Annotated in this window: 19 protein-coding genes; 7 read left to right on the forward strand and 12 right to left on the reverse strand. The window is 66.8% G+C overall.

The window, feature by feature from the left end; all coding sequences use genetic code 11:
• Positions 1-45: 45 nt before the first annotated feature.
• Positions 46-684 (forward strand): TetR/AcrR family transcriptional regulator, encoded by a 639-nt coding sequence (locus QX010_RS04455; protein WP_315804396.1) that lies wholly within the window; start codon positions 46-48, stop codon positions 682-684.
• A gap of 227 nt (positions 685-911) precedes the next feature.
• On the opposite strand, the gene QX010_RS04460 is transcribed toward QX010_RS04455, so the two are convergent.
• Positions 912-1,211 (reverse strand): hypothetical protein, encoded by a 300-nt coding sequence (locus QX010_RS04460; protein ID WP_315804397.1) that lies wholly within the window; start codon positions 1,209-1,211, stop codon positions 912-914.
• A gap of 423 nt (positions 1,212-1,634) precedes the next feature.
• Complete coding sequence (locus QX010_RS04465) at positions 1,635-2,819, reverse strand: urate hydroxylase PuuD (protein ID WP_316177887.1); 1,185 nt, start codon at positions 2,817-2,819, stop codon at positions 1,635-1,637.
• 200 nt (positions 2,820-3,019) lie between these two features.
• On the opposite strand from QX010_RS04465, the gene QX010_RS04470 reads away from it, so the two are divergent.
• Positions 3,020-3,322, forward strand: a complete 303-nt coding sequence (locus QX010_RS04470) for a hypothetical protein (RefSeq protein ID WP_315804399.1) — start codon at positions 3,020-3,022, stop codon at positions 3,320-3,322.
• Positions 3,323-3,345: 23 nt separating this feature from the next.
• Here the strand turns inward: QX010_RS04470 and QX010_RS04475 are convergent, their stop codons facing one another.
• Positions 3,346-6,060 carry a molybdopterin-dependent oxidoreductase gene (locus QX010_RS04475; protein WP_316177888.1) on the reverse strand — a complete coding sequence of 905 codons (2,715 nt, stop codon included), beginning with the start codon at positions 6,058-6,060 and terminating at the stop codon, positions 3,346-3,348.
• Entirely contained in the window at positions 6,057-6,881 is an 825-nt protein-coding gene (locus QX010_RS04480) for an FAD binding domain-containing protein (protein WP_316177889.1), read from the reverse strand. Before QX010_RS04480 ends, QX010_RS04475 begins: the two co-directional genes overlap by 4 nt.
• A gap of 140 nt (positions 6,882-7,021) precedes the next feature.
• Here QX010_RS04480 and QX010_RS04485 point away from each other — a divergent pair, with 140 nt between their 5' ends.
• Positions 7,022-8,368, forward strand: a complete 1,347-nt coding sequence (locus tag QX010_RS04485; protein WP_315804402.1) for an 8-oxoguanine deaminase — start codon at positions 7,022-7,024, stop codon at positions 8,366-8,368.
• Positions 8,369-8,444: 76 nt separating this feature from the next.
• Here QX010_RS04485 and QX010_RS04490 read toward each other — a convergent pair whose 3' ends face one another.
• From QX010_RS04490 to QX010_RS04505, 4 genes are all read right to left on the reverse strand, one after another.
• Positions 8,445-9,524, reverse strand: a complete 1,080-nt coding sequence (locus tag QX010_RS04490) for a BMP family ABC transporter substrate-binding protein (protein WP_315804403.1) — start codon at positions 9,522-9,524, stop codon at positions 8,445-8,447.
• Between the two features lie 80 nt (positions 9,525-9,604).
• Positions 9,605-10,522, reverse strand: coding sequence for an ABC transporter permease (locus QX010_RS04495; protein ID WP_316177890.1), 918 nt, complete (start codon positions 10,520-10,522; stop codon positions 9,605-9,607).
• Entirely contained in the window at positions 10,509-11,600 is a 1,092-nt protein-coding gene (locus QX010_RS04500) for an ABC transporter permease (protein WP_316177891.1), read from the reverse strand. Before QX010_RS04500 ends, QX010_RS04495 begins: the two co-directional genes overlap by 14 nt.
• Complete coding sequence (locus tag QX010_RS04505; RefSeq protein ID WP_316177892.1) at positions 11,584-13,149, reverse strand: ABC transporter ATP-binding protein; 1,566 nt, start codon at positions 13,147-13,149, stop codon at positions 11,584-11,586. The genes QX010_RS04500 and QX010_RS04505 overlap by 17 nt, the downstream gene beginning before the upstream one ends.
• Before the next feature lie 580 nt (positions 13,150-13,729).
• Here QX010_RS04505 and QX010_RS04510 point away from each other — a divergent pair.
• Positions 13,730-14,851, forward strand: coding sequence for a hypothetical protein (locus QX010_RS04510; RefSeq protein ID WP_316177893.1), 1,122 nt, complete (start codon positions 13,730-13,732; stop codon positions 14,849-14,851).
• Positions 14,852-14,903: 52 nt separating this feature from the next.
• Here QX010_RS04510 and QX010_RS04515 read toward each other — a convergent pair whose 3' ends face one another.
• Positions 14,904-15,425: a nucleoside deaminase gene (locus tag QX010_RS04515; protein WP_315804407.1), complete on the reverse strand. Its 522-nt coding sequence runs from the start codon at positions 15,423-15,425 to the stop codon at positions 14,904-14,906.
• A 124-nt stretch (positions 15,426-15,549) separates the two neighbouring features.
• Here QX010_RS04515 and QX010_RS04520 point away from each other — a divergent pair, with 124 nt between their 5' ends.
• Complete coding sequence (locus QX010_RS04520) at positions 15,550-16,512, forward strand: cation diffusion facilitator family transporter (RefSeq protein ID WP_315804408.1); 963 nt, start codon at positions 15,550-15,552, stop codon at positions 16,510-16,512.
• 90 nt (positions 16,513-16,602) lie between these two features.
• Here QX010_RS04520 and QX010_RS04525 read toward each other — a convergent pair whose 3' ends face one another.
• Positions 16,603-17,739: an MFS transporter gene (locus QX010_RS04525; RefSeq protein ID WP_316177894.1), complete on the reverse strand. Its 1,137-nt coding sequence runs from the start codon at positions 17,737-17,739 to the stop codon at positions 16,603-16,605.
• 32 nt (positions 17,740-17,771) lie between these two features.
• Complete coding sequence (locus QX010_RS04530; protein ID WP_315804410.1) at positions 17,772-18,545, reverse strand: DeoR/GlpR family DNA-binding transcription regulator; 774 nt, start codon at positions 18,543-18,545, stop codon at positions 17,772-17,774.
• A 122-nt stretch (positions 18,546-18,667) separates the two neighbouring features.
• Here QX010_RS04530 and QX010_RS04535 point away from each other — a divergent pair, with 122 nt between their 5' ends.
• Together QX010_RS04535 and QX010_RS04540 are read left to right on the forward strand one after the other, a co-directional pair.
• Entirely contained in the window at positions 18,668-19,606 is a 939-nt protein-coding gene (locus QX010_RS04535) for a 2-dehydro-3-deoxygalactonokinase (protein ID WP_316177896.1), read from the forward strand.
• On the forward strand, positions 19,603-20,244 hold the full coding sequence (locus QX010_RS04540; RefSeq protein WP_316177897.1) for a 2-dehydro-3-deoxy-6-phosphogalactonate aldolase: 642 nt from the start codon (positions 19,603-19,605) through the stop codon (positions 20,242-20,244). The genes QX010_RS04535 and QX010_RS04540 overlap by 4 nt, the downstream gene beginning before the upstream one ends.
• A 190-nt stretch (positions 20,245-20,434) precedes the next feature.
• Here the strand turns inward: QX010_RS04540 and QX010_RS04545 are convergent, their stop codons facing one another.
• Positions 20,435-23,089: a flavin-containing monooxygenase gene (locus tag QX010_RS04545; protein WP_316177899.1), complete on the reverse strand. Its 2,655-nt coding sequence runs from the start codon at positions 23,087-23,089 to the stop codon at positions 20,435-20,437.
• Positions 23,090-23,373 lie beyond the last annotated feature (284 nt).

Genomic DNA, 23,373 nt, shown 5'->3' on the forward strand with positions numbered 1-23,373 from the left:
ATCGGCCAGCGCTGCCGCCGCGGCGAGCCAAGGCATGACGCGAACGTGCGACGCAAAGCTGCGACCGACCTGAATGCCCCCGTGCGCACGACATCACGTGCGCCGCGGCAGGCGCGTGGCCGTGAGCGCCGCGAGCAGTTGCTCGACGCGACAGCCGCCATCATCGCCGAGTCCGGGATCGGTGCCGTCAGCATGCATGCCGCGGCCCAGCGCGCCGGCGCGTCGATCGGCTCGGTCTATCACTTCTTCCGTGACAAGGATCAGATGCTCGATGCACTCGCCGAGCGTCACGATGCCGAGCTGCAGCCGGCGTTCGACCGCGTGGTGCAGCGAAGCGATGCGGAATGGGCGGCGATGTCGCCGCCGCAGGTCATCGAGCAGTTGATTGGCTGGGCGATCCGCTACTTCGTTCGCCACCCCGATGCGCTGGCGACGCTCGATCTGCACGACCAGACCATGCACGCCGAGTTCAGGGTCGTCATCGACCGCGTCATGCGCGCCAGGCTCGGCGACGAACTCGGCAGGCAGGCGGCCACGACGCTCGATGCCGTCGTGCTCGGGACACTGCTGTTCACGCGCGAGCAGGATCCGCGCAGCCGCGATGTCGTCGTCGCAGCGCTGCCCGAGATGATGGCTACCTATCTGAGCGCTCTCGAGGCGAAGCGGAAGCGGACGAAGGGATGAGGTACAGCCGGCGTATCGAGGCGATCAGCGCGGCGATTTGAACGGCCACGTGCTGCTCTTCCGATGTGTCGCCACCGAGCACGGCGTCGTCGCGTCCGCAATCGGCTGGTTCGGAAGGATGATCTGGTCGTCGCCGTTCCAGCGGTCGAACTCGTAGCACCATTGCCATTCTCCGATGTGCGGTATCCCTGTTCGTCAGCGCGCGATCGCCAGACGGAGAATCCCGCTCATCGCGCGGGTTCGGCCGGCGATGGCGTGTCGACATGATCCATCGTCGTCATCGACAGCGGCTGCGTTTCGTCGACGCGAGCGGAGCGATCGCTGCGATGTGCCAGCCGTCGCTCGCTGCTCCGGTCGCGCCTGATGACGATCCCTTCGACCAGCCGGGCCACGACGCCGACCACGGCAAAGCTCAAAAGCAGCGAGATGCACAGCAGCCCCAGATAGAGCTTCAGTACCGAGCTTGCGAAGCAGGCAAGCGCGATGAGCGCGACAATGGCCAGCCGGCCTTTGACGGAGATCGACATGATGGGGCGTTTCGCTGAGAGCTGATTGTGGGCGCCACTCTAGCGCCATGTTTTCTGCAGCCAAGCCGCGTCCCAACGGGTGGTAAATTTTGCCGCAAGCTCATGACGACAATCGGATGTGCTCCAGCTCAATCGTCGTCGCATGCATCGCAGTTCAACTCCGCGTTGCGAAAATCCGGTTGTCCTTGTGCCGGCTTCACGCAATCGTCGTGGGGAACCGAGCGAGCATCCATTGCCGCGCGCGCGATGAGCGGAGCTGTCAGCCGCACAGCGAAGCGCTTGCGGGCCGCAGCGCAACTAACTGCGCTACCATCGAGACATGGCGGCGCATTGCGCGGACCGCGCTGGCGCGCCTTTGCCCGCCCCACAGACTGCCTCGGGGAGGCAAAGCAGCGGTCGTCATGCCGGCGGCAACTGCGACCGCTATTGCGCACCGGCCCACGCCGCGAGCACGGCGCGCTCCTCGCCGGTGATCTCGGTGATGTTGCCGGGCGGCATGGCGCTCGACCACGCGGCGTTGCGTGCGATCAGCCGCGCGTTGCGCTGGATGTCGTCGGCAGTGTCGAGCCGCACGCCCCTGGGCGCCGTGACGATGCCGTCCCATACGGGCTCGGCGGCGTGGCACATGCTGCAGCGGGAGGTCACGATCTCCTCGACCTGCGCGAAGCGTGGCGGCGCGCTCGTGGCCGCCTTGGCGTCGCGAGGGCCCGCTGCGGACAGCAGCAGGATGCCGATCATGCCCGCGGCTGCGACGCCCCACACCCACCATGGCGACGGATGACCCTTGTGACGCTCGTTGAAGAAATGGCGTATCACCGGGCCGAGCGCGAGCACGATGGCGACGATCGCCCAGTTGTAGCGGGTGCCGAACAGGAGCGGATAGTGGTTGCTGATCATCAGCACCACCACCGGCAGGGTCAGATAGTTGTTGTGGACCGAACGCTCCTTGCCGGCCTTGCCGAGCCTGGGGTCCGGCGCTTGGCCTGCGAGCAGCGCGGCGACGATCTTCTTCTGGTTGGGGATGATCACGGCAAACACGTTGGCGACCATGATGGTACCGATGATCGCGCCGATCTGGTTGAAGGCGCCGCGGCCGCTCAGCACATGGGTGAAGGCGTAGGTGAGCGCGACGAGAAAGACGTAGCCGCCGATCGCGAACGGCAGCTCGTGCCGGGCGAGGCCGCTGCGGCAGGCGGCCTCGTAGAGCAGCCACGCCAGCGCCAGCGAGCCGAAGCTGAACAGGCCGGCCTGGAGGGGCGTGAGGTCGAGGATCGATTTGTCGACCAGGAACAGGTCGGCGTTGAGATAGTACACCACGATCATCAGCACGAAGCCGGACAGCCAGGTGGTGTAGGCCTCCCATTTGAACCAGGTCAGCTCGCCCGGCATCTGCGCCGGCGCCACCAGATATTTGACGATGTGGTAGAAGCCGCCGCCGTGCACCTGCCAGGCCTCGCCCATCACGCCGGTCGGCGGGCCTTGCCGCGGCTTCAGGCTGAGATCGAGCGCGATGAAGTAGAACGAGCTGCCGATCCAGGCGACCGCGGCGATCACGTGCAGCCAGCGGAAGATCAGGCTCAGCCATTCCGATATGATCGAGGCCCACATCGCGCGCTCATCTCCTTCGACAGGGCAAGTCCAGAGCCGAGTGCCTGCGTCTCATCTGTGGCATCGATCGCATCTGATTTCCAGCACGTCGCTGTGGCAGTCGGTGCACAACAGATTAGCTGCCATGTGCGCGTGACGCAGTGGACTCCGGCGGCGCGATTGCGTTCAATGTGGCGGTCTGACAAGCGGGACGGGGCGGGATGACGAGACTGGTTCTGATCATGCTGGTGCTGGGACAGTTCGCTGGTGTGCCTCTGGCGATGGCGCAGACCGCCCCCAAGCAGAGCACGGCCAAGCGCGCCGATGCCTGCGCGCCGATCGGACGCACCGAGGACGGCAAGCTGGTCTATGCGATGAAATGCGAGAGCATCCCGAAGCCGGTCGCTCCCGCCGCCCCGCCACAGGCGGCCGCCCAGCCGTCGGAGCCGGCTGCGGAACCAGAGCCCGAGACCCAGCGGAGCGGGCTGTTCGGCTGGTCGTACGATCGCCGACCCAAGCCATAGCGCAGCCGTTTCCCCAGACCGCCTCATTCGCCGAACTTTTCCTGCAACTGCGGAAACAGCCGGTCCGGCTTGAACGGCGCGGCCGTGAAGCGGATGCCGGTCGCGGCGCGGATCGCGTTACCGAGCGCGGCGGCGACCGGATTGTACGGGCTCTCGCTCATCGACTTCGCCCCCAGCGGGCCGATCGTGTCGTGGGTATCGGCAAACAGCACCTCGGTGCGCGGAACGTCGGCATAGGACGGCAGATGATAGTCGCGGAAGCGCGGATTGATCACGCGGCCGGTGTCGTCGATCACGATCTCCTCGTACAGCGCGGCGCCGAGCGCTTGCGCCACGCCGCCCTCGATCTGGCCGCGGCACTGCATCGGGTTGGCGACCTGGCCGGCGTCCGCGGCCTGGACGCTCTTGAGGATCCTGACCTCTCCGGTCCCCTTGTTCACGGCGACACGAAAACCCTGGACGTTGAACGCGACCGAGCGCGGCGTGCCCTGCGAATTACCGCTCGCGGTGAGCGGCGCGCCGCTGGCCTTGGCGAGTTCGGCGAAAGCGAGACGATGTGCGCCACAGGTGATTGCATCATCGGCGATCACGCAGGCGCCGGGAGCGACGTTCCACCTGTCGGAGGCGAACCGCTTGATCGTCTCGGCCAACGCCTCCGCCGCCGCCTGGGTCGCGCGTCCCGCGACGAAGGTGCCGGTCGAGCCATAGGCGCCCGTGTCGTGGCCGCCATGGGCGGTGTCGGACTGTCTGAGGCTGATGCGATCGACGGTGGTACCGAGCACGGTCGCGGCGATCTGGCGATGCACCGTGCTGGTGCCGTTGCCGAACTCGGCGGTGCCGACGGTGAGCACGAAGCCGCCGTCGTCGCGCAGGCTGATCACGGCGTCGGCGAAGTGGCCGTCGGGCGGCACGGTGTCGATCATCGTCAGCGCGATGCCGTCGCCCTTCAGCCACTCGGCCGACAGCTCCGGCGTCGGCGTGGCCTCGGCCATGGCGCGCTCGACCAGATCGAGGCACTGGTCGAGCCCGTAGGAGCCGTACAGCACGTCGCTATGCCCGGATGCCGGCGGCGCCAGCATGGGATCTCCGGGCCTGATGATGTTGCGGCGTCGCATCTCGAACGCGTCGATGCCGAGCTGCCGCGCAAGCTCGTCGATCGCGGCTTCGACCGCGAAGGTGGTTTGCGGCAGGCCGTAGCCGCGATAGGCGCCGGCCGGCACCGTGTTGGTATAGACGGCGATCCCGTCGACCTTCTTGTTCGGACAATTGTACACCGAGATCGACCCGGCGCAGGCATGGAACAGCACGGGCCCGGCGTGATTGCCATAGGCGCCGGTGTTGGAGAGCACGTCGAGCTGCAGCGCCGTCAGCTTGCCATCCTTGTCGGCCCCGGCCTTGACGGTGACGCGCATCGGATGCCGCGTCGAGGTGGCGATGAACTGCTCCTCCCGGGTGAATTCGAGCTTCACCGGCCGCCTTGTCTTCAGCGCCGCCAGCACCAGGATATCCTCGACGAACATCTCCTGCTTGCCGCCGAAGCCGCCGCCGACGCGCTCGCAGAACACGCGCACCTTGTCGGGCTTGAGGTCGAAGATCTCGCACAGCGCCCGCTTCGTCAGAAACGGCACCTGTGTGCTGGAACGCAGGGTGAGCACGCCGTCGTCGTCGAGCCAAGCGAGACCGCCATGCGTTTCCAGCGCGGCGTGCTGCACGCGCTGCGTGGTGAAGGTGCGTTCATAGCTCGCGGCGGCCGACGCCAGCGCGGCGGCGACGTCGCCGAACTCGCCGTGGGTCTCGGCGACGATGTTGCGGCCGACGTCGGCGATGCGATGTTCGCTGCCGCGGCCGGCGTGAATGATCGGCGCACCGGGCGTAATCGCGTCAGCGGGATCGACCACGGCAGGCAGGATCTCGTAGTCGACGACGAGGCGCCGGCAGGCCTCTTCGGCCGCGGCCTCGGTCTTGGCGACGACGGCCGCGACCTTCTGGCCGATGAAGCGGACGACGTCGTCGAGCACGCGGGTGTCCGCCGGATCCATCCAGGCCTGCTCATGGCGCGCGGTCGAGAACAGCGTCGCCGGCGCATCCTCGTGCGTCAGCACGGCATGCACGCCAGGTACTGCCAGCGCGGCCCTCTTGTCGATGCCGACGATGCGCGCATGCGCGTGCGGCGAGCGCGCGAGCTTGACGTGCAGCAGGCCGTCGATCGTGGTATCGAAAGTATAGCGCGCCCGGCCGCGCACCACGTCGGGGCCGGCAGGGGCGGGCAGGCTGCGCCCGAAGGCTTCGCCGGCCGCGACCTGCTCGACGTGAACGTGGCCGAGCAGCGCGTCCTCGATGGCGCGATAGCCGGTGCAGCGGCACAGATTGCCCTTCAGCGCCGCGCCGAGATCCTTCTTCTGCGCCTGATTCAGCGAGGCACAGGTGACGATCATGCCGGCGGTGCAGAAGCCGCATTGGAACGCCTGCGCATCGAGGAAGGCCTGCTGCATCGGATGCAGGTCGTCATCGGCGGCGAGACCTTCCACGGTCGTGACCGCCTTGCCCTCGGCGCGAAAGGCGGGGATCAGGCAGCTATGCACCGGTTCGCCGTCGAGCAGCACGGTGCAGGCACCGCAGTCGCCGGCGTCGCAGCCCTTCTTGACGCCGAAATGGCCGGTGTCGCGCAGAAGGGTCCGCAGGCATTGTCCGGCGCGCGGCGCGGTGTCGACTTCCCTGCCATTGACGATCACGCTCATGGCCTGAAGTCCGCGAGCTCGGCGCGAATCTCCTCAGCGAGGCGCAGGGTCATCGCCTTGCGCCAGGCAGGCTTGCCATGAACATCGTCGTGGTACGACGCATCTGGAATTTCGACGAGCAGGCCGGCGCGCAACGTGGTCGCGTCGGGCATGCTGGCAAAGCGCAGTTGCTGCGGCTTGATGGTCGATCCGGTCACGGTGAGCAGCAGGTCGCCGTCGCGGCCCGACGTGCCGATCAGCAGTGCGCCGGAGCGCCCGACCGGCGTCAGCGCGATCTGGCGGAAAGCGCCGCGGCGCTTCAGCGCGGCCAGCGGAATGTCGATCTGCCGCAGCAGATCTCCGGGCGCGAGCACGTTGCTGTTGTTGCCGGTGACGAAATCGGCGACGGGGACGCGCTGCTCGCCTCCGTCATTCTTCCATATCAAGCAAATGCCCTCGAGCGCGGCGAGCAGCGAGATCATCGGCCCGGCCGGCAGCGACATGCAGAGATTGCCGCCGACGGTCGCCGTCTTCCAGATCTTGAACGAAGCCAGGAACGCGCGGCAGCATTGATCGATCAACGGCGCCGCGACCCACTCGGCCGGGCAGGACAGCCCGTCCAGCGCGGCGACGCTGCAGGTCGCGGCGATGCACAGGCCCTGATCGCTGATGCCGAGAGGCGTCCAGGCGAGATCGCTGAGATCGATCAGCCGCGACAGGCGCGCCTGCGGTTCCGAGAACAGCCACGTGCCGCCGGCCAGCCAGGCGTCGCCTGCCTGCCAGGCGGGCAGTTCGGCCCGCGTTCTCGGGCGCACGACCTCCGTGATGGTGTTCAGGTCCATGGTGATGCCAGCTCGTGGGCGCAGCCTGTCGCGGGTGGAATCCTTGCAAGACCAGCGCCAACTGGCAATAGGATGACGCTGGCCTTCCGCTTGCAAGCTACCGGCACATGCAAGCGCCCAATCACCGAGACGAGGCAGCCATGAGCACGACGCCGATCTGGATCAAGGACCCGCTCGCCATTCTCGCCGAGGGCGCCACGCGCGGTGTCGTCGTCAAGGACGGTCGCATCGTCGAGCTGGTGCCTGCCGGTGCCGAGCCGGCGACTGCGGGCGCGGTGGCCTATGATGCGAGCGCGCATGTCGTCATCCCTGGTCTGATCAACACGCACCATCACTTCTACCAGACGCTGACGCGCGCGCTGCCGGCTGCGATGGACCGCGAGCTGTTCCCCTGGCTCAAGGCGCTCTATCCGATCTGGGCGAAGCTGACGCCGGAGGCGTTGGATGCGGCGGTCACGGTCGCGATGGCCGAACTGATGCTGTCGGGCTGCACGACCACGACCGATCATCACTACGTTTTCCCCGCCGGGCTCGAAGATGCCGTCGGCATCGAGGTCGCGGTGGCGAAGCGGCTCGGCATCCGTGTGCTGCTGACCCGCGGCTCGATGAACCTGTCGGAGCGCGACGGCGGACTGCCACCGGACAGCGTGGTGCAGGACGAGGACACGATCCTCGCCGACAGCGCGCGCGTGGTCACGACCTATCACGAGCGCGGACCCGATGCGATGGTGCAGATCGCGCTGGCGCCGTGCTCGCCGTTCTCGGTGACGGGATCGCTGATGCAGAAGACCGCTGCGCTTGCCGATAAGCTCGACGTGCGGCTGCACACGCATCTCGCCGAGACGGAGGATGAGAACCGCTTCTGCGAGCAGATGTTCGGCTGCCGTCCGCTGGACTATCTCGAGAAGAACGGCTGGCTCGGCCCGCGCACCTGGCTGGCGCACGGCATCTTCTTCAATGCCGAGGAGATGAAGCGGCTCGGCAAGGCCAGGACCACGATCAGCCATTGCGCCTGCTCGAACCAGTTGCTTGCCTCCGGCTGCTGTCCGGTGTGCGAGATGGAGGAGGCGGGCGTCGGGATCGGCCTCGGCGTCGACGGCTCGGCGTCGAACGACGGCTCCAACCTGATGCAGGAGGTTCGTGCCGCATTCCTGCTGCAGCGGGCGCGCTATGGCGTTGGCCGGATCAGCCACAAGGATGCGCTGCGCTGGGCGACCAAGGGCTCGGCCGCCTGCGTCGGCCGGCCAGAGCTCGGCGAGATCGCGCTGGGCAAGGCCGCCGACCTCGCGCTGTTCAAGCTCGACGAGCTGCGCTTCTCGGGTGCAGGCGATCCGATCGCGGCGCTGGTGCTATGCGGCGCGCACCGCGCCGATCGCGTCATGGTCGGCGGCCGTTGGACCGTGGTCGACGGCGCAATTCCGGGACTGGACGTCGGCGGGCTGATCGATCGGCACAGCGCGGCAGCCAGGGCCATGCGGGGAGGGTGAAGCGCGCAGCGTTGGAAAATATTCGCTCGAGAACTCTCCCCGACTTGTGGGGGAGAGTTCTAGCGGTGTACTGCGTCTACTTGCCCGGCACCTTGTCGTCGACGCCCTTGACGTAGAAGTTCATGCCGAGAATCTGTCCATCGGCGAGATGGTCGCCGCCCTTGCACTCGATCTCCTTGCCATCCTGGCCGAGCACGGGGCACTTGAACGGGTGCAGCTTGCCGGCGGTGATCGCGGCCTGCGTCTCCTCGGCCAGCTTCTTCACGTCGTCAGGCATGTTGGTATAGGGCGCCATCTCGAACATCTTGGAATCGAGGCCGCCCCAGGTGTCCTCCGATTTCCAGGTGCCGTCGAGCTCGGCCTTGACGCGCGCGATGTAGTAGGGGCCCCAGGTGTCGAGGATCGAGGTGAGCTGCGCCTTGGGGCCGAACTTGATCATCTCTGAGTCCTGGCCGAAGGCGAGCTTGCCGCGCTCGGCCGCGATCTGCATGGCAGCCGGGCTGTCGGTGTGCTGCATGATGATGTCGGCGCCCTGGTCGATCAGCGCCTTGGCGGCGTCGGCTTCCTTACCCGGGTCGAACCAGGTGTTGGCCCAGATGATCTTGACCTTGATGTTCGGATTGACCGTCTGCGCGCCGATGATCGTGGCGTTGATGCCGGAGATGACCTCGGGGATCGGGAACGAGCCGATATAGCCGAGCACGCCTGCCTTCGACATCTTGCCGGCGATGATGCCCTGGATGTAGCGGCCCTGATACCAGCGCGCCGAATAGGTCGACATGTTCTTGTCGCGCTTGTAGCCCGTGGCATGCTCGAAATGCACGTTGGGATACTTCTTGGCGACCTTCAGGGTCGGATCCATGTAGCCGAACGAGGTCGTGAAGATCAGCTTGTTGCCGGCGCGGACCAACTGCTCGATGGCGCGCTCGGCGTCCGGGCCTTCCGGTACGTTCTCCAGATAGGTCGTCTCGATCTTGTCGCCGAGCTCCTTCACCAGCGCCTGGCGCGCGAGCTCATGCTGATAGGTCCAGCCGAGGTCGCCGATCGGTCCGAGATAAATGAAGCCGACCTTCAGCTTGTCGGCGGCGTGCGCCACGCCGGCGATGCTTCCCGCCAGTACCAGCGCAACGGCAGCCCCCAGAAGCCTTTTCATCATCGTCCATGCCTCCAAACAATCGGGGGAAACCTCGTGAGCCAGAGCGCCGCGCCCCATCGCTGGCGCTCCGGATGATTGCTTCAGCGATCCGGCACGAACACCGTCCCCAGCGCCGCCGGCGCAGTGGAGCCGCCGGTGCGGGCGCGCGACAGCAGCACCAGCACGATCACCGTGGCGAGATAGGGCAGCGCCGACATGAACTGCGAGGGGATGCCCACGCCCGCACCCTGCGCATGGAGCTGCAGGATCGTCACCGCGCCGAACAGATAGGCGCCGACGACAAGGCGGCCCGGTCGCCAGGATGCAAACACGACCAGCGCCAGCGCGATCCAGCCGCGTCCCGCGGTCATGCCGGGAATGAAGAAAGGCGTATAGGCCAGCGGCAGATAGGCGCCGGCGAGCCCGGCGCAGCCGCCGCCGAACAGCACCGCGAGCAAACGGATGCGCAGCACGGGATAGCCGAGCGCGTGGGCGGAGACATGGTTGTCGCCGCAGGCGCGCAGCACCAGGCCGGCACGGGTGCGGTACAGGAACCACCAGACGGCGATGATCAGCGCGAGCGACAGATAGACGAACGCGTCCTCGCCGAACAGGATGCGGCCGACCAGCGGAATGTCGCTGAGGCCGGGAATGGAGAGGTGCGGCGCGGTGCCGATGCGCTCGCCGACGAAGCGCGCGCCGATCAGGCCGGAGAGACCGATGCCGAGGATGGTCAGCGCGAGGCCCGTGGCCACCTGATTGACGGCGAGGCCAAGGGTCATGAACGCGAAGATCAGTGACATCAGCATGCCGGCGACGATGCCGCACAATGCGCCGACGACGATCGAGCCGGACAGCCAGGCCCCGCCGAAGCCGCAGGCCGCGCCGACGATCATCATGCCCTCGACGCCGAGGTTGAGCACGCCCGAGCGCTCGGTGACCAGCTCACCGGTGGCCGCCAGCAGCAGCGGCGTCGATGCGGCGAGCACCGACAGGATGATTGCTTCAACCAGCACCACTTTGCACCTGCCGCGCGGCGAAGACGAGCTTGAAACGGTAGAGGATGAGGGAATCGCAGGCGAGCACGTAGAACAGCAGGATGCCCTGGAACACCTTGGTCACATCGAGTGGAATCTTCATCGTGATCTGGGCCTGCTCGCCGCCAATGAATGTCAATGCGAGGAAGAGCCCTGCAATGAATATTCCAACTGGATTGAGCCGCCCCAGGAAGGCCACGATGATCGCGGTGAAGCCATAGCCCGGCGAGATGCCTGGTTGCAGATGTCCGATGGGGCCCGCCACCTCGATGATCCCTGCGAGACCGGCCAATGCGCCGGACACCGCGAATGTCAGGAGGATGAGCTGGTTGGCGTTGAAGCCGCCGAAGCGTGCCGCGCGGGGGGCCGCGCCGACGACGCGGATCTCGAACCCCTTGATGGTGCGCTCGAGCAGCACGAAGGCGCCTGCAACGACGAGCAGCGCGATGACGCTGCCGAGATGCAGGCGTCCGCCCTCGATCAGCACCGGCACGGTGGCGACCGGGTCGAACTCCGCCGTGGTGGGGAAGTTGAAGCCGGCGGGATCGCGCCAGGGGCCGCGGACGAGATAGTCGAGCAGGAGATCGGCGACATAGACCAGCATCAGGCTTGTGAGGATCTCGCTGGCGCCGAACTTGACGCGGCACAGCGCCGGGATCAGCGCGTAGAGGGCGCCGGCTGCGGCGCCTGCGACCAGCATCGCCGGCAGCACCCAATGTCCGGCCTCGGTGCCTTGCGTCTTGACCGCGATCCAGCTGCCGGCAACGGCGCCGATCAGGAACTGGCCTTCGGCGCCGATGTTCCAGGCGTTGGCGAGGTAGCACAGCGACAGACCGATCGCGATCATCACCAATGGCGTCGCTTTCACCGCGATCTCCTGCAGCGAATAGCCGTCGGTGAGCGGCGCGACGAAGTAGACGCCGAGCGCGGTGATCGGGTTCTTGCCGAGCACGGCGAACAGCACGCTCATCGTGACGAGTGTCAGTCCGATCGCGATCAGCGGCGAAACCAGCGCGATGGTGCGCGAACGCTCGGCGCGCTTCTCAAGCACGAGCTGCATGCGCCGCCTCCTTCTCGAGGCTGGCGCCGCCCATCAACAGGCCGAGCCTCTCCCGCGTGGCCTCGGCGCGCGGCAGCGCCTCCGACAAGTGTCCATGAAACATCACCGCGATGCGGTCGGCGATCTCGATCAGTTCGTCGAGGTCCTGGCTGGTGACGAGGACGGCAGCGCCGGCGCTGGCGAGATCGATCAGCGCCTGGCGGATGATCGCGGCGGCGCCGGCGTCGACGCCCCAGGTCGGCTGGTTGACGACCAGCACCGCCGGCGTGCGCAGGATCTCGCGGCCGACGACGAACTTCTGCAGGTTGCCGCCGGACAGGCTCGCCGCCTCCGGATCCCGCTTGGCCTTGCGGACGTCGAATGTCTCGGTCGTCAGATCGACCGTCCGCAACGTCGCGGCCGCGTTGATGAAGCCGTGCCGGACCATGTCGCTCGCGGCGTGTCCGGTCAGCAGCGCATTCTCGGACAGCCGCATCCGCGGCGCGGTGCCGTGCCCCAGCCGCTCCTCCGGCACGAACGCCGCGCCCATCTTGCGCCGTTGGGTGATCGAGAGATTCCCGCAGGCGAGGCCGTCGATGATGATCGTGCCGGGCTCCTTGACGAGGCGTTCGCCGGACAGCGCAGCAAACAGCTCGTCCTGGCCGTTGCCGGCGACACCAGCGATGCCGAGGATCTCTCCGCCCTTCAGCTCGAAGGAAATGTTCTTGAGAGCCACGCCATGAAGCTCGCCCGGGGCGAGGGTGAGATCATTGACGACCAGACGCGGCACGGTGGTGTGCCGCTCGGCCGGCGGCTTCACCTCCTTGATCTCGGTGCCCACCATCATGCGGGCCAGCGAGGCAGCCGTCTCCAGCTTCGGATTGCAGGTCGCGACCTTCCTGCCGCCGCGAAGGATGGTGGCGGTGTCGCACAGCCGCTTCACCTCTTCCAGCTTGTGGCTGATGTAGAGAACAGCGCGGCCTTCCGCTTTCAGGCGCTCCAGGACGACGAACAGTTGGTCGGCCTCCTGCGGCGTCAGCACGGCGGTGGGCTCGTCCAGGATCAGGAATTTCGGATTCTGCATCAGCGCGCGCACGATCTCGATGCGCTGCCGCTCGCCGACCGACAATTGCCATACCTCGCGCTTCGGATCCAGCGGCAGGCCATAATCGCGCGCGACATCCGCGAGCCGCGCCGACATGGCCTTGAACGGCTCCTTGCCGTCGAGCCCGAGCGCCACGTTCTCGGCCACGGTGAGGTTGTCGAACAGAGAGAAATGCTGAAACACCATGCCGATGCCGAGGGATCGCGCTTCGGCCGGGCCGGACAGCTGGACCGGCTCACCCTGCCAGCGCAACTCGCCGGCGCTCGGCTGTACCAGTCCATAGATCGTCTTCACCAGGGTCGATTTCCCCGCACCGTTCTCGCCGAGCAGGGCGTGAATCTCGCGTGGCCGGATCTCGATGTCGATCTTGTCGTTGGCAACGAAGTCGCCATAGCGCTTGGTCAATCCGACCGTCTGCAGGAGCGGAGGCGTAGATTTCGGATCGACCGGCGCTGGGTCAGGCATTTGCTGCGTCATGGGGCAGGGGGAATGAAGCTGCCTCAATTGTGATCTAATTTGCCGCGGCGCGTAAGAGGCGAAAAGCGCCATCCTTTGCCCAACTCTTGTCCAACGGTTCATCCGCAGAGACCGGCGAATGCAGCGCGCCGTCGGTTGCAGGCATCGCAGGCCGCAATCGAGTCGAGCGCAGCGCCCCATGAAGTTCTGTGGCACTTCTGCGACACTGGCCGGGAAATCGATCCGGTCGCAGCAGGCTGCACGTTGGATGAGCAGCGTCATGCAATGCGCGTCCAATGGCGCGCTTGCGCTCACGGGTGATCGCGAAATCGTGCGAGAGGCCAGGCGACGCTTTTCGGAAAAACTTCAGCAATGTGAAGCAGCAAGATCGTGATCCGGGAGCGTCGCGGCCGCGGCCAATCGTCCCATGGCTGCGCCCGTGACCGCCACCGTCGACGCCGCAATACGGCATAACCTTGATCAAACTGCGGGCAAGTCCTGGAGAAAGTTGAGGCTTCTCCGGCCGGTGGAACGGCGCAACTGTGCATGCAAGTCGGGAATCTGCGCTTGTCAACTGGGGGTGTTCGGAATGTCGTTTCGTCAAATAATTGCGGCGGCCGTCGCGCTGGGCGCGGTCGCACTGACGTCAGTCGGTGTCGCTGGGGCCGCTGATCTGCCCGCCAAGGCGGTCGCGAAAAAGGCTCCGGCCGAGGTGCCGTTCTTCCTCGTCGTCGACAATCGCGTCAGCTACTCCTACATCTTCGATGCCAGCCAGCCTGGTGCATGGAGCGTGAACGGCAACGGCACATTCAACGCCAAGACCGCCAAGCAGGTCTACTCGTTCACCCATTTCGACGTCTGGGGCTACGGCACCAACTTCTTCACGATCTCGCTGTTCAAGTCGGACCACAACGATCCCGCCGGACCGTGCACGCAGACCGGCGGCATCGTCTCGCCCAACGCCGGCTTCGCGTTCACGCCGGCGAGCTGCGCCGGCGCGACCGAGATCTACGGCCTGTTCCGCTCGACCTTCGGCTGGAATCAGATCTTCAACACCAAGGCCTTCACCATGGGCCCGCTGCAGAACATCTCGTTCGAGGTGGGCATGGATGCCAACACGGAGAATCGCTATTTCGGCGCCGCCAAGCGCGACGTGGTGGCCGGCCTGCAGTTCGCGTTCAACCTGCCCTACAAGGGCTATTTCAACGTCGCTCCCCTGATGTATTGGGAGTTCGCCAACCACAACTCGTTCTCACAGTGCGGCGCCGGCTGGTCGAACCCCTGCATTACTGACGGCAATACCTCGTTCAAGCCGACCTGGGCGGTCGAGACCAACTACTACATGGATCTCGGTTTCCTGCCCGAGAGCATGCAGTTCTTCTCGATCTCGGGCCGCGCCGGCTGGTACGGCAAGAAGGGCACCGATACCGAGCCGCTCCCGGCGAGCGTCGCGAACGGCGTCTATCCGACGAAGGTCGAGTTCAACTCCGAGCCGATCCGCCTGACCTTCGACGCGTCGAAGGCGATGTGGGGCGAGAAGCAGAGCCACATGATCGACGTCTGGGTGGCCTATCGGTACTGGCAGAACAAGTTCGGCCTCGACCACAACAACGCGGTCGGCTGTTCCGTCGCCGGAGTCGGCGGCACCCGCGTCGCCACGGGCGCCTGCACCGAGTCGTCGCTGTATTCAGGCGTGACCGTGAAGTTCTGATATCGACCGAGCCACGCAAGCAGGCGCCGCGCCTCCGGTCGCGGCGCCTGCTTCATTTGTCCCAGGCTCCCTCATGCAGCGTCGCGGCTTCGTCCTCCAGCAGGGGGCCGACGACTTCGGTCGCACGCTGGCCGCTCGCGAACACGTCGCGGCAGGGCAGGTCGAGGGTCGGGTTCTCCGGATGGTTGCCGGTGAGGTCGCGCAGCCGCCCTTCGCTCAGCCCATAGACCACGCGTCCGATGCCCGCCCAGTAGATCGCGCCCGCGCACATCGCGCATGGCTCGGCCGACGAATACAGGGTGGCAGCCGCTCTGATTTCGGGCGCAATCGAAATGCAGGCCTGGGTCGCGGCCAGCCGCTCGGCATGCGCCGTGGCGTCATGTGCCGGCATATAGCCGTTCTCGGCCTCGATCAGAACGCGGCCGTCGGCCGCGATGAGCACGGCTCCGAACGGATGATTGCCGTTGGACGTCGCACGGCGCGCGATGGCGAAGCTGTGGCGCAGGAAATGTGCGTCCCGGTCTTGTGCGTCGGCCTGCCTCTGTCCGTCTCTTGCCTGATCTGCCGGTCCCATCGCCACTCTGCTCCGTTGCGGGTCGGGGGATCCTGCGCCGGCGCGGAGACGTCCGCAACCGCGGGAACTGATGGCCCGCGGCTCGCGTTTCCCGGCGCACGAGTGCGGAGAGCGGGCAGGCGACATGGCGGCAAACGCGGATTCCAGGGTGGCCGTCTATGCGGCGCTTGCCGGCAATCTGCTCGTGGCCTGCACCAAGATCGCCGCGGCGATCTGGACCGGCAGCTCGGCCATGATGAGCGAGGCGATCCACTCCGTCGTCGACACCTCGAACGAGCTCCTGCTGCTCTACGGCTTTCATCGCGCGAGCCGTCCGCCCGACCGACGGCATCCGCTCGGGCATGGTCGTGAGCTCTACTTCTGGAGCTTCATCGTTGCGCTGCTCTTGTTCGCGCTCGGCGCCGGCGTCTCGCTGTACGAAGGCGTCGCGCATCTGATGCATCCGCTGCCGATCGAAGACCCGACGGTGAACTACATCGTGCTCGCGCTCTCATTCGTCTTCGAGGCTGGGTCCTGGTGGGTGGCGGTGCGACGCTTTCGTGCGGCTGCCCCGGGTCTCTCCTACCTCGAGGCGTTCAGGCGCAGCAAGGACCCGCCGGCCTTCATGGTCGTGTTCGAAGACACCGCGGCCCTGATCGGCATCGTCATCGCTGCTGCTGCCATGGCCGCGGCCGTCGCCTTCGATCAGCCGGCATGGGACGGCATCGGGTCCATCCTGATCGGCGTGCTGCTTGCGGTGACCTCGATGGTGCTCGCGCGGGAGAGCAAGAGCCTCCTGATCGGCGAGCCCGCGGATCCCGAGCTGGCGCGTTCGATCCTCGACATCGCGCGCAGGAGGCAAAGCGTCAAGTCGGCCAACGGGCTGCTCACGGTGCAGCTGTCGCCGCAGCAGGTCGTCGTCGCGCTGAGCATCGAGTTTGCGGACGATCAGCGCGCCGACGACATCGAGCGGGCCGTCGTGGCGATCGAAAGCGAGCTGAGGGCGCGGCATCCGATCGTCGCGGCGCTGTTCGTCAAGCCGCAGACCGGCGCCCGCTATCAGGAAATGCGTGAGAGCCTGCTGCAAGATGGTTCGGCTTCGGCGTGAGATTGGCGGCTCAGCGGTCAGACGTCGCCGTTTCGTGCAGGCGAATGGTCGAGCCATGAGATGCTGGAGCCTGAGCCGCGCACAGCGCTCCTAGGGCGGTGTCCGCGCGGCCAGCGGTGCGCTCAAGAGTACGATCACCAGCAGCGCGGCCAACATCCAGAACGCGGCCGGGAGGCTCGTGGCCGCGGCGACGAACCCGATGCCGGCCGGTCCGAGCAGCACGCCGGAGTAGCCTGCGGTGGTGACGGCAGCGACGGCCAGCCCGACCGGCATCGCGGTCTGCGCCCCGGCCCGGCGGAACAGCACCGGGACGAGGTTCGACGCGCCCAGGCCGATCAGCGCAAAGCCCGCCATGGCAGCAGCAACCAAGGGAGCCGTGAGCAGCAGGACGAAGCCGGCGATCGCGATCGCGCTGCCCCCCAACAGCGTTGCGCGATCACCGATCCGGGCAACCACGGCATCCCCGACGAGGCGCCCGGCGGTCATTGCGATCGAGAACATGATGTAGCCCAGTCCGGCCTGTGCGGCCGGCAGGCGCCCGGAACCGGCGAGCAGCAGCGCGCTCCAGTCGAGCGTCGCGCCTTCGACCAGGAACATGATCGCCGCGAGCGCCGCCAGCAGCAGCACCGCGCCATGGGGAAGCACGAGCAGAGGCCCCGTTTGCGCGGGCTTGCTCGCCATCAGTCGTGGGGCAGCGACGATCATCGCGGCCAAGGCGAGTGCGCAGCAGGCCAGCGTGCCGAGCAGCGGCGCGACGTCGAACGCAAGCAGCGCGGTCATGACGCCGGAGCCCGCGAAGCCGCCGATGCTGAACTGGGCATGGAAACCCGACATCAGCGGACGCTCGCTCAGCCGCTCGACGTCGATCGCCTGGATGTTCACGGCGACGTCGAGCGAGCCCAGCGCCGCTCCGAAGGCGAACAATGCGAGCGCAATCGTCGCTGGCGTTGCGGCGATCGCCAGCAGCGGCAGGAACAGCGCGAGAGCGATGCCGCTGACGACGACGACAGGCTTGCTGCCATAGCGGGCGCTCAGCAGTCCGGCGGCCAGCATCGATGCGACCGAGCCCACGCCGAGCGAGAGCAGCAGCAGGCCGAGCGTCGCATCGTCGACGACGAGCCGCTGCTTGGCAAACGGCACCAGCGGTGCCCAGCAGGCGATGCCGAAGCCGGCGACGAAAAAGGCCAGGCGGGTCGCGAGCCGCGCCGCGCTGTGATCAGAACTCATTTGGAAGATTCCTGACTTTCTGAAAGGCGCTGTCACACCGGCGGAGCGGCCGTCACGATGGTCGCTCCCGCCCGTTTGAGCAGGGCAAGTCGAGCCGCCGGCGCATCATGCTCGACGGTGAGCTGGCTGATCGTCTTGGCGCCGGCGACACGGTGAGGCGCTCGGGTCTCGAGCTTCTCGTTGGTGACCATTGCGACGCTGACGCGGCTCAGCGACAGCAGCGTCCGCTTGAACGCTGCGTCGGTCGGATCAATCGCGCTGATGCCGCCTTGCGCCGACACGGCGCAGGCGCCGATGAAGCAGCGGTCGATGTTCAAGCGCTGCATCTGCATGAGGGCGTCGGCGTCGACACAGCCGCCGACTGCGGGATGAACGGAGCCGCCGATCATGATCAGTTGCAGGTCCTGCCGATGCAGCACGGTTGCGGCAATGTCGATGGCGTTCGTTGCGACGGTGAGATCGAAATCATCGGGCAGGACCTCAGCGAGCGCGAGGTTGGTGCTGCCACTATCGAGGAAAAGAAATTCGCCACGCGCGATGCCGCGGGCGGCTGTCCGGGCGAGCGCCAGCTTGCGTTCGCGATCCTGCCCGATCCGCGCCGCCATCGGGGTCATGCCGCCGGCGATCGGCAATGCGCCGCCGTACACCCGGCGGCAGCGTCCTTCGGCGGCAAGCGCGCGAAGATCGCGCCGGATCGCATCCTCGGAGACGCCGAATTCATGGGCCAGGGCGGCCGCGATGACCGCGTGCCCTGTAGCGAGGCGGCCGGCGATCTGGTCGCGACGCGCCAGTGGAAGGTCTGACATGCCTCCTCATATCAGGCAGGAACAAGAATAACAACGTGCATAATCGTGCACGATGCAATTTGTTGTTTGCGCGGCCAGCTGGGCATGTCATTGCCAGATGTCGAACTGTTCGGGAGCAGGACGTGACCGCCGTCGATTCGTCAGCAACGCCGGCCTTTGTCGCCGTCGACTGGGGCACCTCCAGTTTCCGTGCCTGGCTAATGGCAGGAGACGGCACGGAGCAGGCGGAGAGCCGTGGTGGCGAGGGCATGCTGCATTGCGCGACATCGGGCTTTGCGCCGGTGCTGCGCGATCATCTGGCGCAACTCGGCGCGCCGGCCGATGTTCCGGTGCTGATCTGCGGCATGGCCGGCGCCCGGCAAGGCTGGGTCGAGGCGCCGTATCTGCACACGCCGACCCGGCTGGAGGCGTTGCACGCCGGCGCGATCGGCGTCGACACCGAGGGCGACGTCAGGATTCTGCCGGGGCTGGCGCAGGCCCGTGCAGATCAGCCGGACGTGATGCGCGGCGAGGAAACCCAGCTGCTCGGCGTCACCGAGCCTGACTTCACCGGGATCGTCTGTATTCCGGGCACGCACAGCAAATGGATCCGGATCGATGCCGGCGCTGTGATCGATTTTGCCACCTACATGACTGGCGAGCTGTTCGCTGTCGTCTCTCAGCATAGCATTTTGATGCACGCCGTCGAACCGGAAGCCTCGACCGTCGCGCACGACGCGGCATTCCGCGAGAGCCTTGCGGCGGCGCTTGCCGCGCCGACGTCACTGACCAATGCGCTATTCCGGCTCCGCGCAGCCCAGCTCCTCAATTTCGAGCAGCGGTCCGACGGGGCTGCGAGGCTCTCCGGGCTTCTGATCGGCAGCGAGATCGCCGACGCGCGGGTGCGGTTCGGCGCCGAGCTTCCGCTGCGGTTGATCGGAGCGGGCCGGCTCGGCCGTCTCTACTGCGCGGCGCTGGCGGCTGCTGATTTCGACGTGAACGAATGTGATGCCGAGCAGGCGTCCCGGCGCGGCCTGGTCAAGGCCGCGCGGCAGATCTGGGGAGCGCGTTTCCGACCATGACAAAGTCCGTCACCTGGCCGCACGTCAAGCGGTCGCTCGTCGCGATCCTGCGCGGCATCAAGCCCGACGAGGCCGAGGCTGTCGTCGATGTCCTGATCGAAGCCGGTTTCGAGCTGATCGAGGTTCCCCTCAACTCGCCGGAACCGTTCGTCTCGATCGAGCGTCTCGCCACCCGGTTCGGCAAGCTCTGCATGATCGGTGCAGGGACGGTCGTCAATGCCGCAGATTGCGTGCGGGTCGCGGAGGCCGGCGGGCGTCTGATGGTCAGCCCCAACGTCGACGTCGAAGTGCTGGCGACCGCGCAGGCCTATGACATGGTGACCATGCCCGGGGTGTTCACGCCGAGCGAAGCGTTTCTCGCGCTGCGCTGCGGCGCCTCGGCCCTGAAATTTTTTCCTGCCTCAGTGCTCGGTCCGTCGGGAATTGCCGCGCAGCTTGCCGTCCTGCCGAAGGGCGTCGTGGTCGGCGTCGTCGGCGGCGTATCGGACAGCAATCTCGCCTCCTATGCTGCAGTCGGCGTGCGGGCCTTCGGACTGGGCTCGAGCCTGTACAAGCCGGGCATGAGCGCGAGTGATGTACGGCAGACCGCGGCCGCTTCGGTTCGTGCCTATGACGAGGCCATCGCAGCGGCGAGCTGAGTGCGTCCACGCTCGATGACGGTCTCGTGATGTTGTCGGACGAGCGTCGCGACCGCCTTCGTCACCGCAACGACCGGCTGGCTCGTTGTCTCGGTGACAGCGTGGACGATCCGGCGCAAGCTGCGCGTCACGGCAACGGCCCGCAAAGCTGCGGGTCGTTGCGACAACGCTCGGCGGCGGCCTCCGCTGGTCAGCTCGCGGCGGCGTTGATCTCGGGCGATTCGCCTTCCTCCGCAGACTGCGTGAACGCCTGCAGCGCCTCCGCCATCTGCATGCGGCCGCCGACGCCGGTGATGACGACGTCGACCATCGTGAACGACGAGTGGAAGTGGCCGTGGGCCTTGAGTTGCCCGACCGGCACGCCGGCGGCGGCGAGCGCTTCCGCATAGGCGACACCCTCGTCGCGCAGCGGATCGAACTCGCAGGTGACGATGTAGGCCGGCGGCAGGCCCTGCAGCTTGCCCCGCAACGGCGACGCGCGCGGATCGGTGCGATCCGCCGGCGAGCAGTAGATGTCCCAGAACCAGTACATCAGGCCGCGCGTCAGGAAGTAGCCGGCCGCATTATCGGTGTAGGAGGGACGATCGAAGCTGCAGTCGGTGACCGGGCACACCAGCAGCTGACCGCCGATCGCAGGCCCGCCGCGATCCCGAGCGAGCTGGCAGGTGACGGCTGCGATGTTGCCGCCGGCGCTCCAGCCGGCCACCAGCACCGGTCCGTCGCGTCCGCCGAGCTCGGCGGCGTGCTCGGCGACCCAGCGCGCCGCTGCATAGCCGTCCTCGGCCGCCGCCGGGAAGCGGTGCTCGGGCGCGTGGCGGTAATTCACGCTGACGAAGATCATGTTGGAGCGGCGGCACATGTCGCGGCAGAACGGATCGTCCGACTGCTCGTCGCCGAGCACCCAGCCGCCGCCATGGAAATACACGACGATCGGATGCGGCCCGGGCGTGGCCGGACGGTAGAGGCGGTAGGCAAGAGGGCCCTCGGCGCCTTGCAGAGTGCCGTCCTTGACCTCGCCCACGGGGCGGCCCGGCGGTCGGGCCTTGTTGAATTCGGCGACGAAGTCGCGTGCGCCTTGCGCGCCCATCGATTCGATCGGCGGCAGGTTCATCTCGGTGAGCATGTTCAGCACCAGCCGCACATCCGGCTGCAGCTTCACGATCTCGCCGTCGTTGCACTGGCTCGCACCGTTCGGGCCCGTGAGCTTGAAGCCGAGCATGCCGCGGCTGACGACCTCGTTGCAGATGCCGCGATAGGGCCCGACGCCGCCGGTGTATGGCATCAGCGTCTGCGGCTTGCCCGGCACGTTGGCGCCTGTGTACCAGGTGTTGGCGAGCCGGTGCAGCGTGACCGTCGAGCAGTCCGCCATGTGGCGCATCCAGCCGGCCTGCGCGGTCTCGGTCGGCTCGATGGTGGTGAAGCCGGCGTCGCGCATCGCGGCGAGACGATCGACCACGAAGTCGACGTGCTGCTCGATCGACACCGCCATGTTCGACAGCACCGATGGACTACCGGGACCGGTGATCAGGAACAGGTTGGGGAAGCCGGCGACCGTCAATCCAAGATAGCTCTCCGGGCCATCAGCCCAGCTGTCGTCGAGCGACTTGCCGCCACGGCCCTTGATCGGATGCACCGCGCGGATCGCGCCGGTCATGGCATCGAAGCCGGTCGCGAACACGATGACGTCGATGTCGAAGCTGCGCTTGTCGGTCTTGATGCCATTGGATGTGATGGATGCGATCGGCTCCTTGCGCAGGTTCACCAGCGTCACGTTCGGGCGGTTGAACGTGGCGTAGTAGTTGGTGTCCAGGCACGGCCGCTTGGCGCCGAACGGATGGTCGTGAGGCGTGAGCGCCTCGGCCGTCTCCGGGTCCTTGACGATCTCGCGGATCTTCTCGCGGATGAGGTCAGCGAGCAGCGCGTTGCCGTCGGCATCGACGCCCTGGTCGGCCCAGAGCTGCGTCAGCATGCCGACGAGATCGCCGGAGGCCCACATCTTCTCGAAGCGCTCGCGGCGCTCGGCCTCGCTCAGCGCCCAGCTGAACTCGGTGGCCGGCGGGATCGGCACGCCGGTCATCGACCAGCGTGCCTGCTCGCGCAGCCCCTTGCGATCCTCCGCGAGCTGCGCGGCGCGATCGGCCGGGAGCGGACCGTTATGCGCCGGCAGCGCGAAATTCGGCGTGCGCTGGAACACCGTGAGCTGCGCGGCCTGCTCGGCGATGATCGGGATCGACTGGATGCCGGACGAGCCGGTGCCGATCACGGCCACGCGCTTGCCGCGGAGGTCCACGCCATCATGCGGCCAGCGGCTGGTGAAGTAGATCTCGCCCTTGAAGTCGTGCACGCCGTCGATCTCCGGCGGCTTCGGCTGCGACAGGCAGCCGGTCGCCATGATGTAGTGGCGGCAGGACACGGCAGGGCCGTGGTCGGTCGTCAGCAGCCAGCGCTCCCTGGCCTCATCCCAGGCGGCGCCGAGCACGCGGGTGCCGAAGCGGATGTCGCGGCGCAAATCGTAGCGATCGGCGACGAAGCCGAGATAGCGCAGGATCTCCGGCTGGGTGGCGTATTTCTCCGACCACTGCCAGGCCTTTTCGAGCTCGGGATCGAAGGTGTAGCTGTAGTCGACGGTCTGGATGTCGCAGCGCGCGCCGGGATAGCGGTTCCAGTACCAGGTGCCGCCGACGTCGTTGGCCGTATCCAGAGCGACGGTCGAGAAGCCCGCCTTGCGCAGACGGTGCAGCAGGTAAAGCCCTGCAAATCCGGCCCCCACGACGGCGACATCGACCGTCTGCGTTTCACCGCCCGACGCCTCCGACGCGCGTGTCTCGACAATCCCGTCTGACATGCTGACCTCCCGATGATTTTGTGATTGGAGGAAAGGCTAGCTCTGCTCGCATGGTTTGTCAGCAGCCAAAACAACGATCTGCGGTTGTTGCAGTGCGGACCGTGCAGCGCGGCAGGTATGCCAGGCGCTGATTTTGCATCGCCGGTCAAAAGGCCGCGACGGAGTGGACAAGACCCTGAGAAAGCGACAGAAAGCCACCCTGCCGCGTCGCATTCACCAAGTTCCAACGCATCGCGACTGTAACAACCGCTACACTACGCCACCTCCACGACTGAATCAGGCCA

The organism is Bradyrhizobium sp. SZCCHNRI1009 (assembly GCF_032487575.1).
Taxonomy (GTDB): Bacteria; Pseudomonadota; Alphaproteobacteria; order Rhizobiales; family Xanthobacteraceae; genus Bradyrhizobium.

Bases quoted from the DNA above. Each gene is read 5' to 3' on its own strand.
- QX010_RS04470 (WP_315804399.1), top strand. From the start codon at position 3,020: ATGACGAGACTGGTTCTGATCATGCTGGTGCTGGGACAGTTCGCTGGT.
- QX010_RS04475 (WP_316177888.1), bottom strand. From the start codon at position 6,060: ATGAGCGTGATCGTCAATGGCAGGGAAGTCGACACCGCGCCGCGCGCC.
- QX010_RS04525 (WP_316177894.1), bottom strand. From the start codon at position 17,739: ATGAGTTCTGATCACAGCGCGGCGCGGCTCGCGACCCGCCTGGCCTTT.
- QX010_RS04545 (WP_316177899.1), bottom strand. From the start codon at position 23,089: ATGTCAGACGGGATTGTCGAGACACGCGCGTCGGAGGCGTCGGGCGGT.
- QX010_RS04540 (WP_316177897.1), top strand. From the start codon at position 19,603: ATGACAAAGTCCGTCACCTGGCCGCACGTCAAGCGGTCGCTCGTCGCG.
- QX010_RS04485 (WP_315804402.1), top strand. From the start codon at position 7,022: ATGAGCACGACGCCGATCTGGATCAAGGACCCGCTCGCCATTCTCGCC.
- QX010_RS04505 (WP_316177892.1), bottom strand. From the start codon at position 13,149: ATGCCTGACCCAGCGCCGGTCGATCCGAAATCTACGCCTCCGCTCCTG.
- QX010_RS04530 (WP_315804410.1), bottom strand. From the start codon at position 18,545: ATGTCAGACCTTCCACTGGCGCGTCGCGACCAGATCGCCGGCCGCCTC.
- QX010_RS04480 (WP_316177889.1), bottom strand. From the start codon at position 6,881: ATGGACCTGAACACCATCACGGAGGTCGTGCGCCCGAGAACGCGGGCC.
- QX010_RS04500 (WP_316177891.1), bottom strand. From the start codon at position 11,600: ATGCAGCTCGTGCTTGAGAAGCGCGCCGAGCGTTCGCGCACCATCGCG.
- QX010_RS04460 (WP_315804397.1), bottom strand. From the start codon at position 1,211: ATGTCGATCTCCGTCAAAGGCCGGCTGGCCATTGTCGCGCTCATCGCG.
- QX010_RS04465 (WP_316177887.1), bottom strand. From the start codon at position 2,819: ATGTGGGCCTCGATCATATCGGAATGGCTGAGCCTGATCTTCCGCTGG.
- QX010_RS04510 (WP_316177893.1), top strand. From the start codon at position 13,730: ATGTCGTTTCGTCAAATAATTGCGGCGGCCGTCGCGCTGGGCGCGGTC.
- QX010_RS04490 (WP_315804403.1), bottom strand. From the start codon at position 9,524: ATGATGAAAAGGCTTCTGGGGGCTGCCGTTGCGCTGGTACTGGCGGGA.
- QX010_RS04520 (WP_315804408.1), top strand. From the start codon at position 15,550: ATGGCGGCAAACGCGGATTCCAGGGTGGCCGTCTATGCGGCGCTTGCC.
- QX010_RS04515 (WP_315804407.1), bottom strand. From the start codon at position 15,425: ATGGGACCGGCAGATCAGGCAAGAGACGGACAGAGGCAGGCCGACGCA.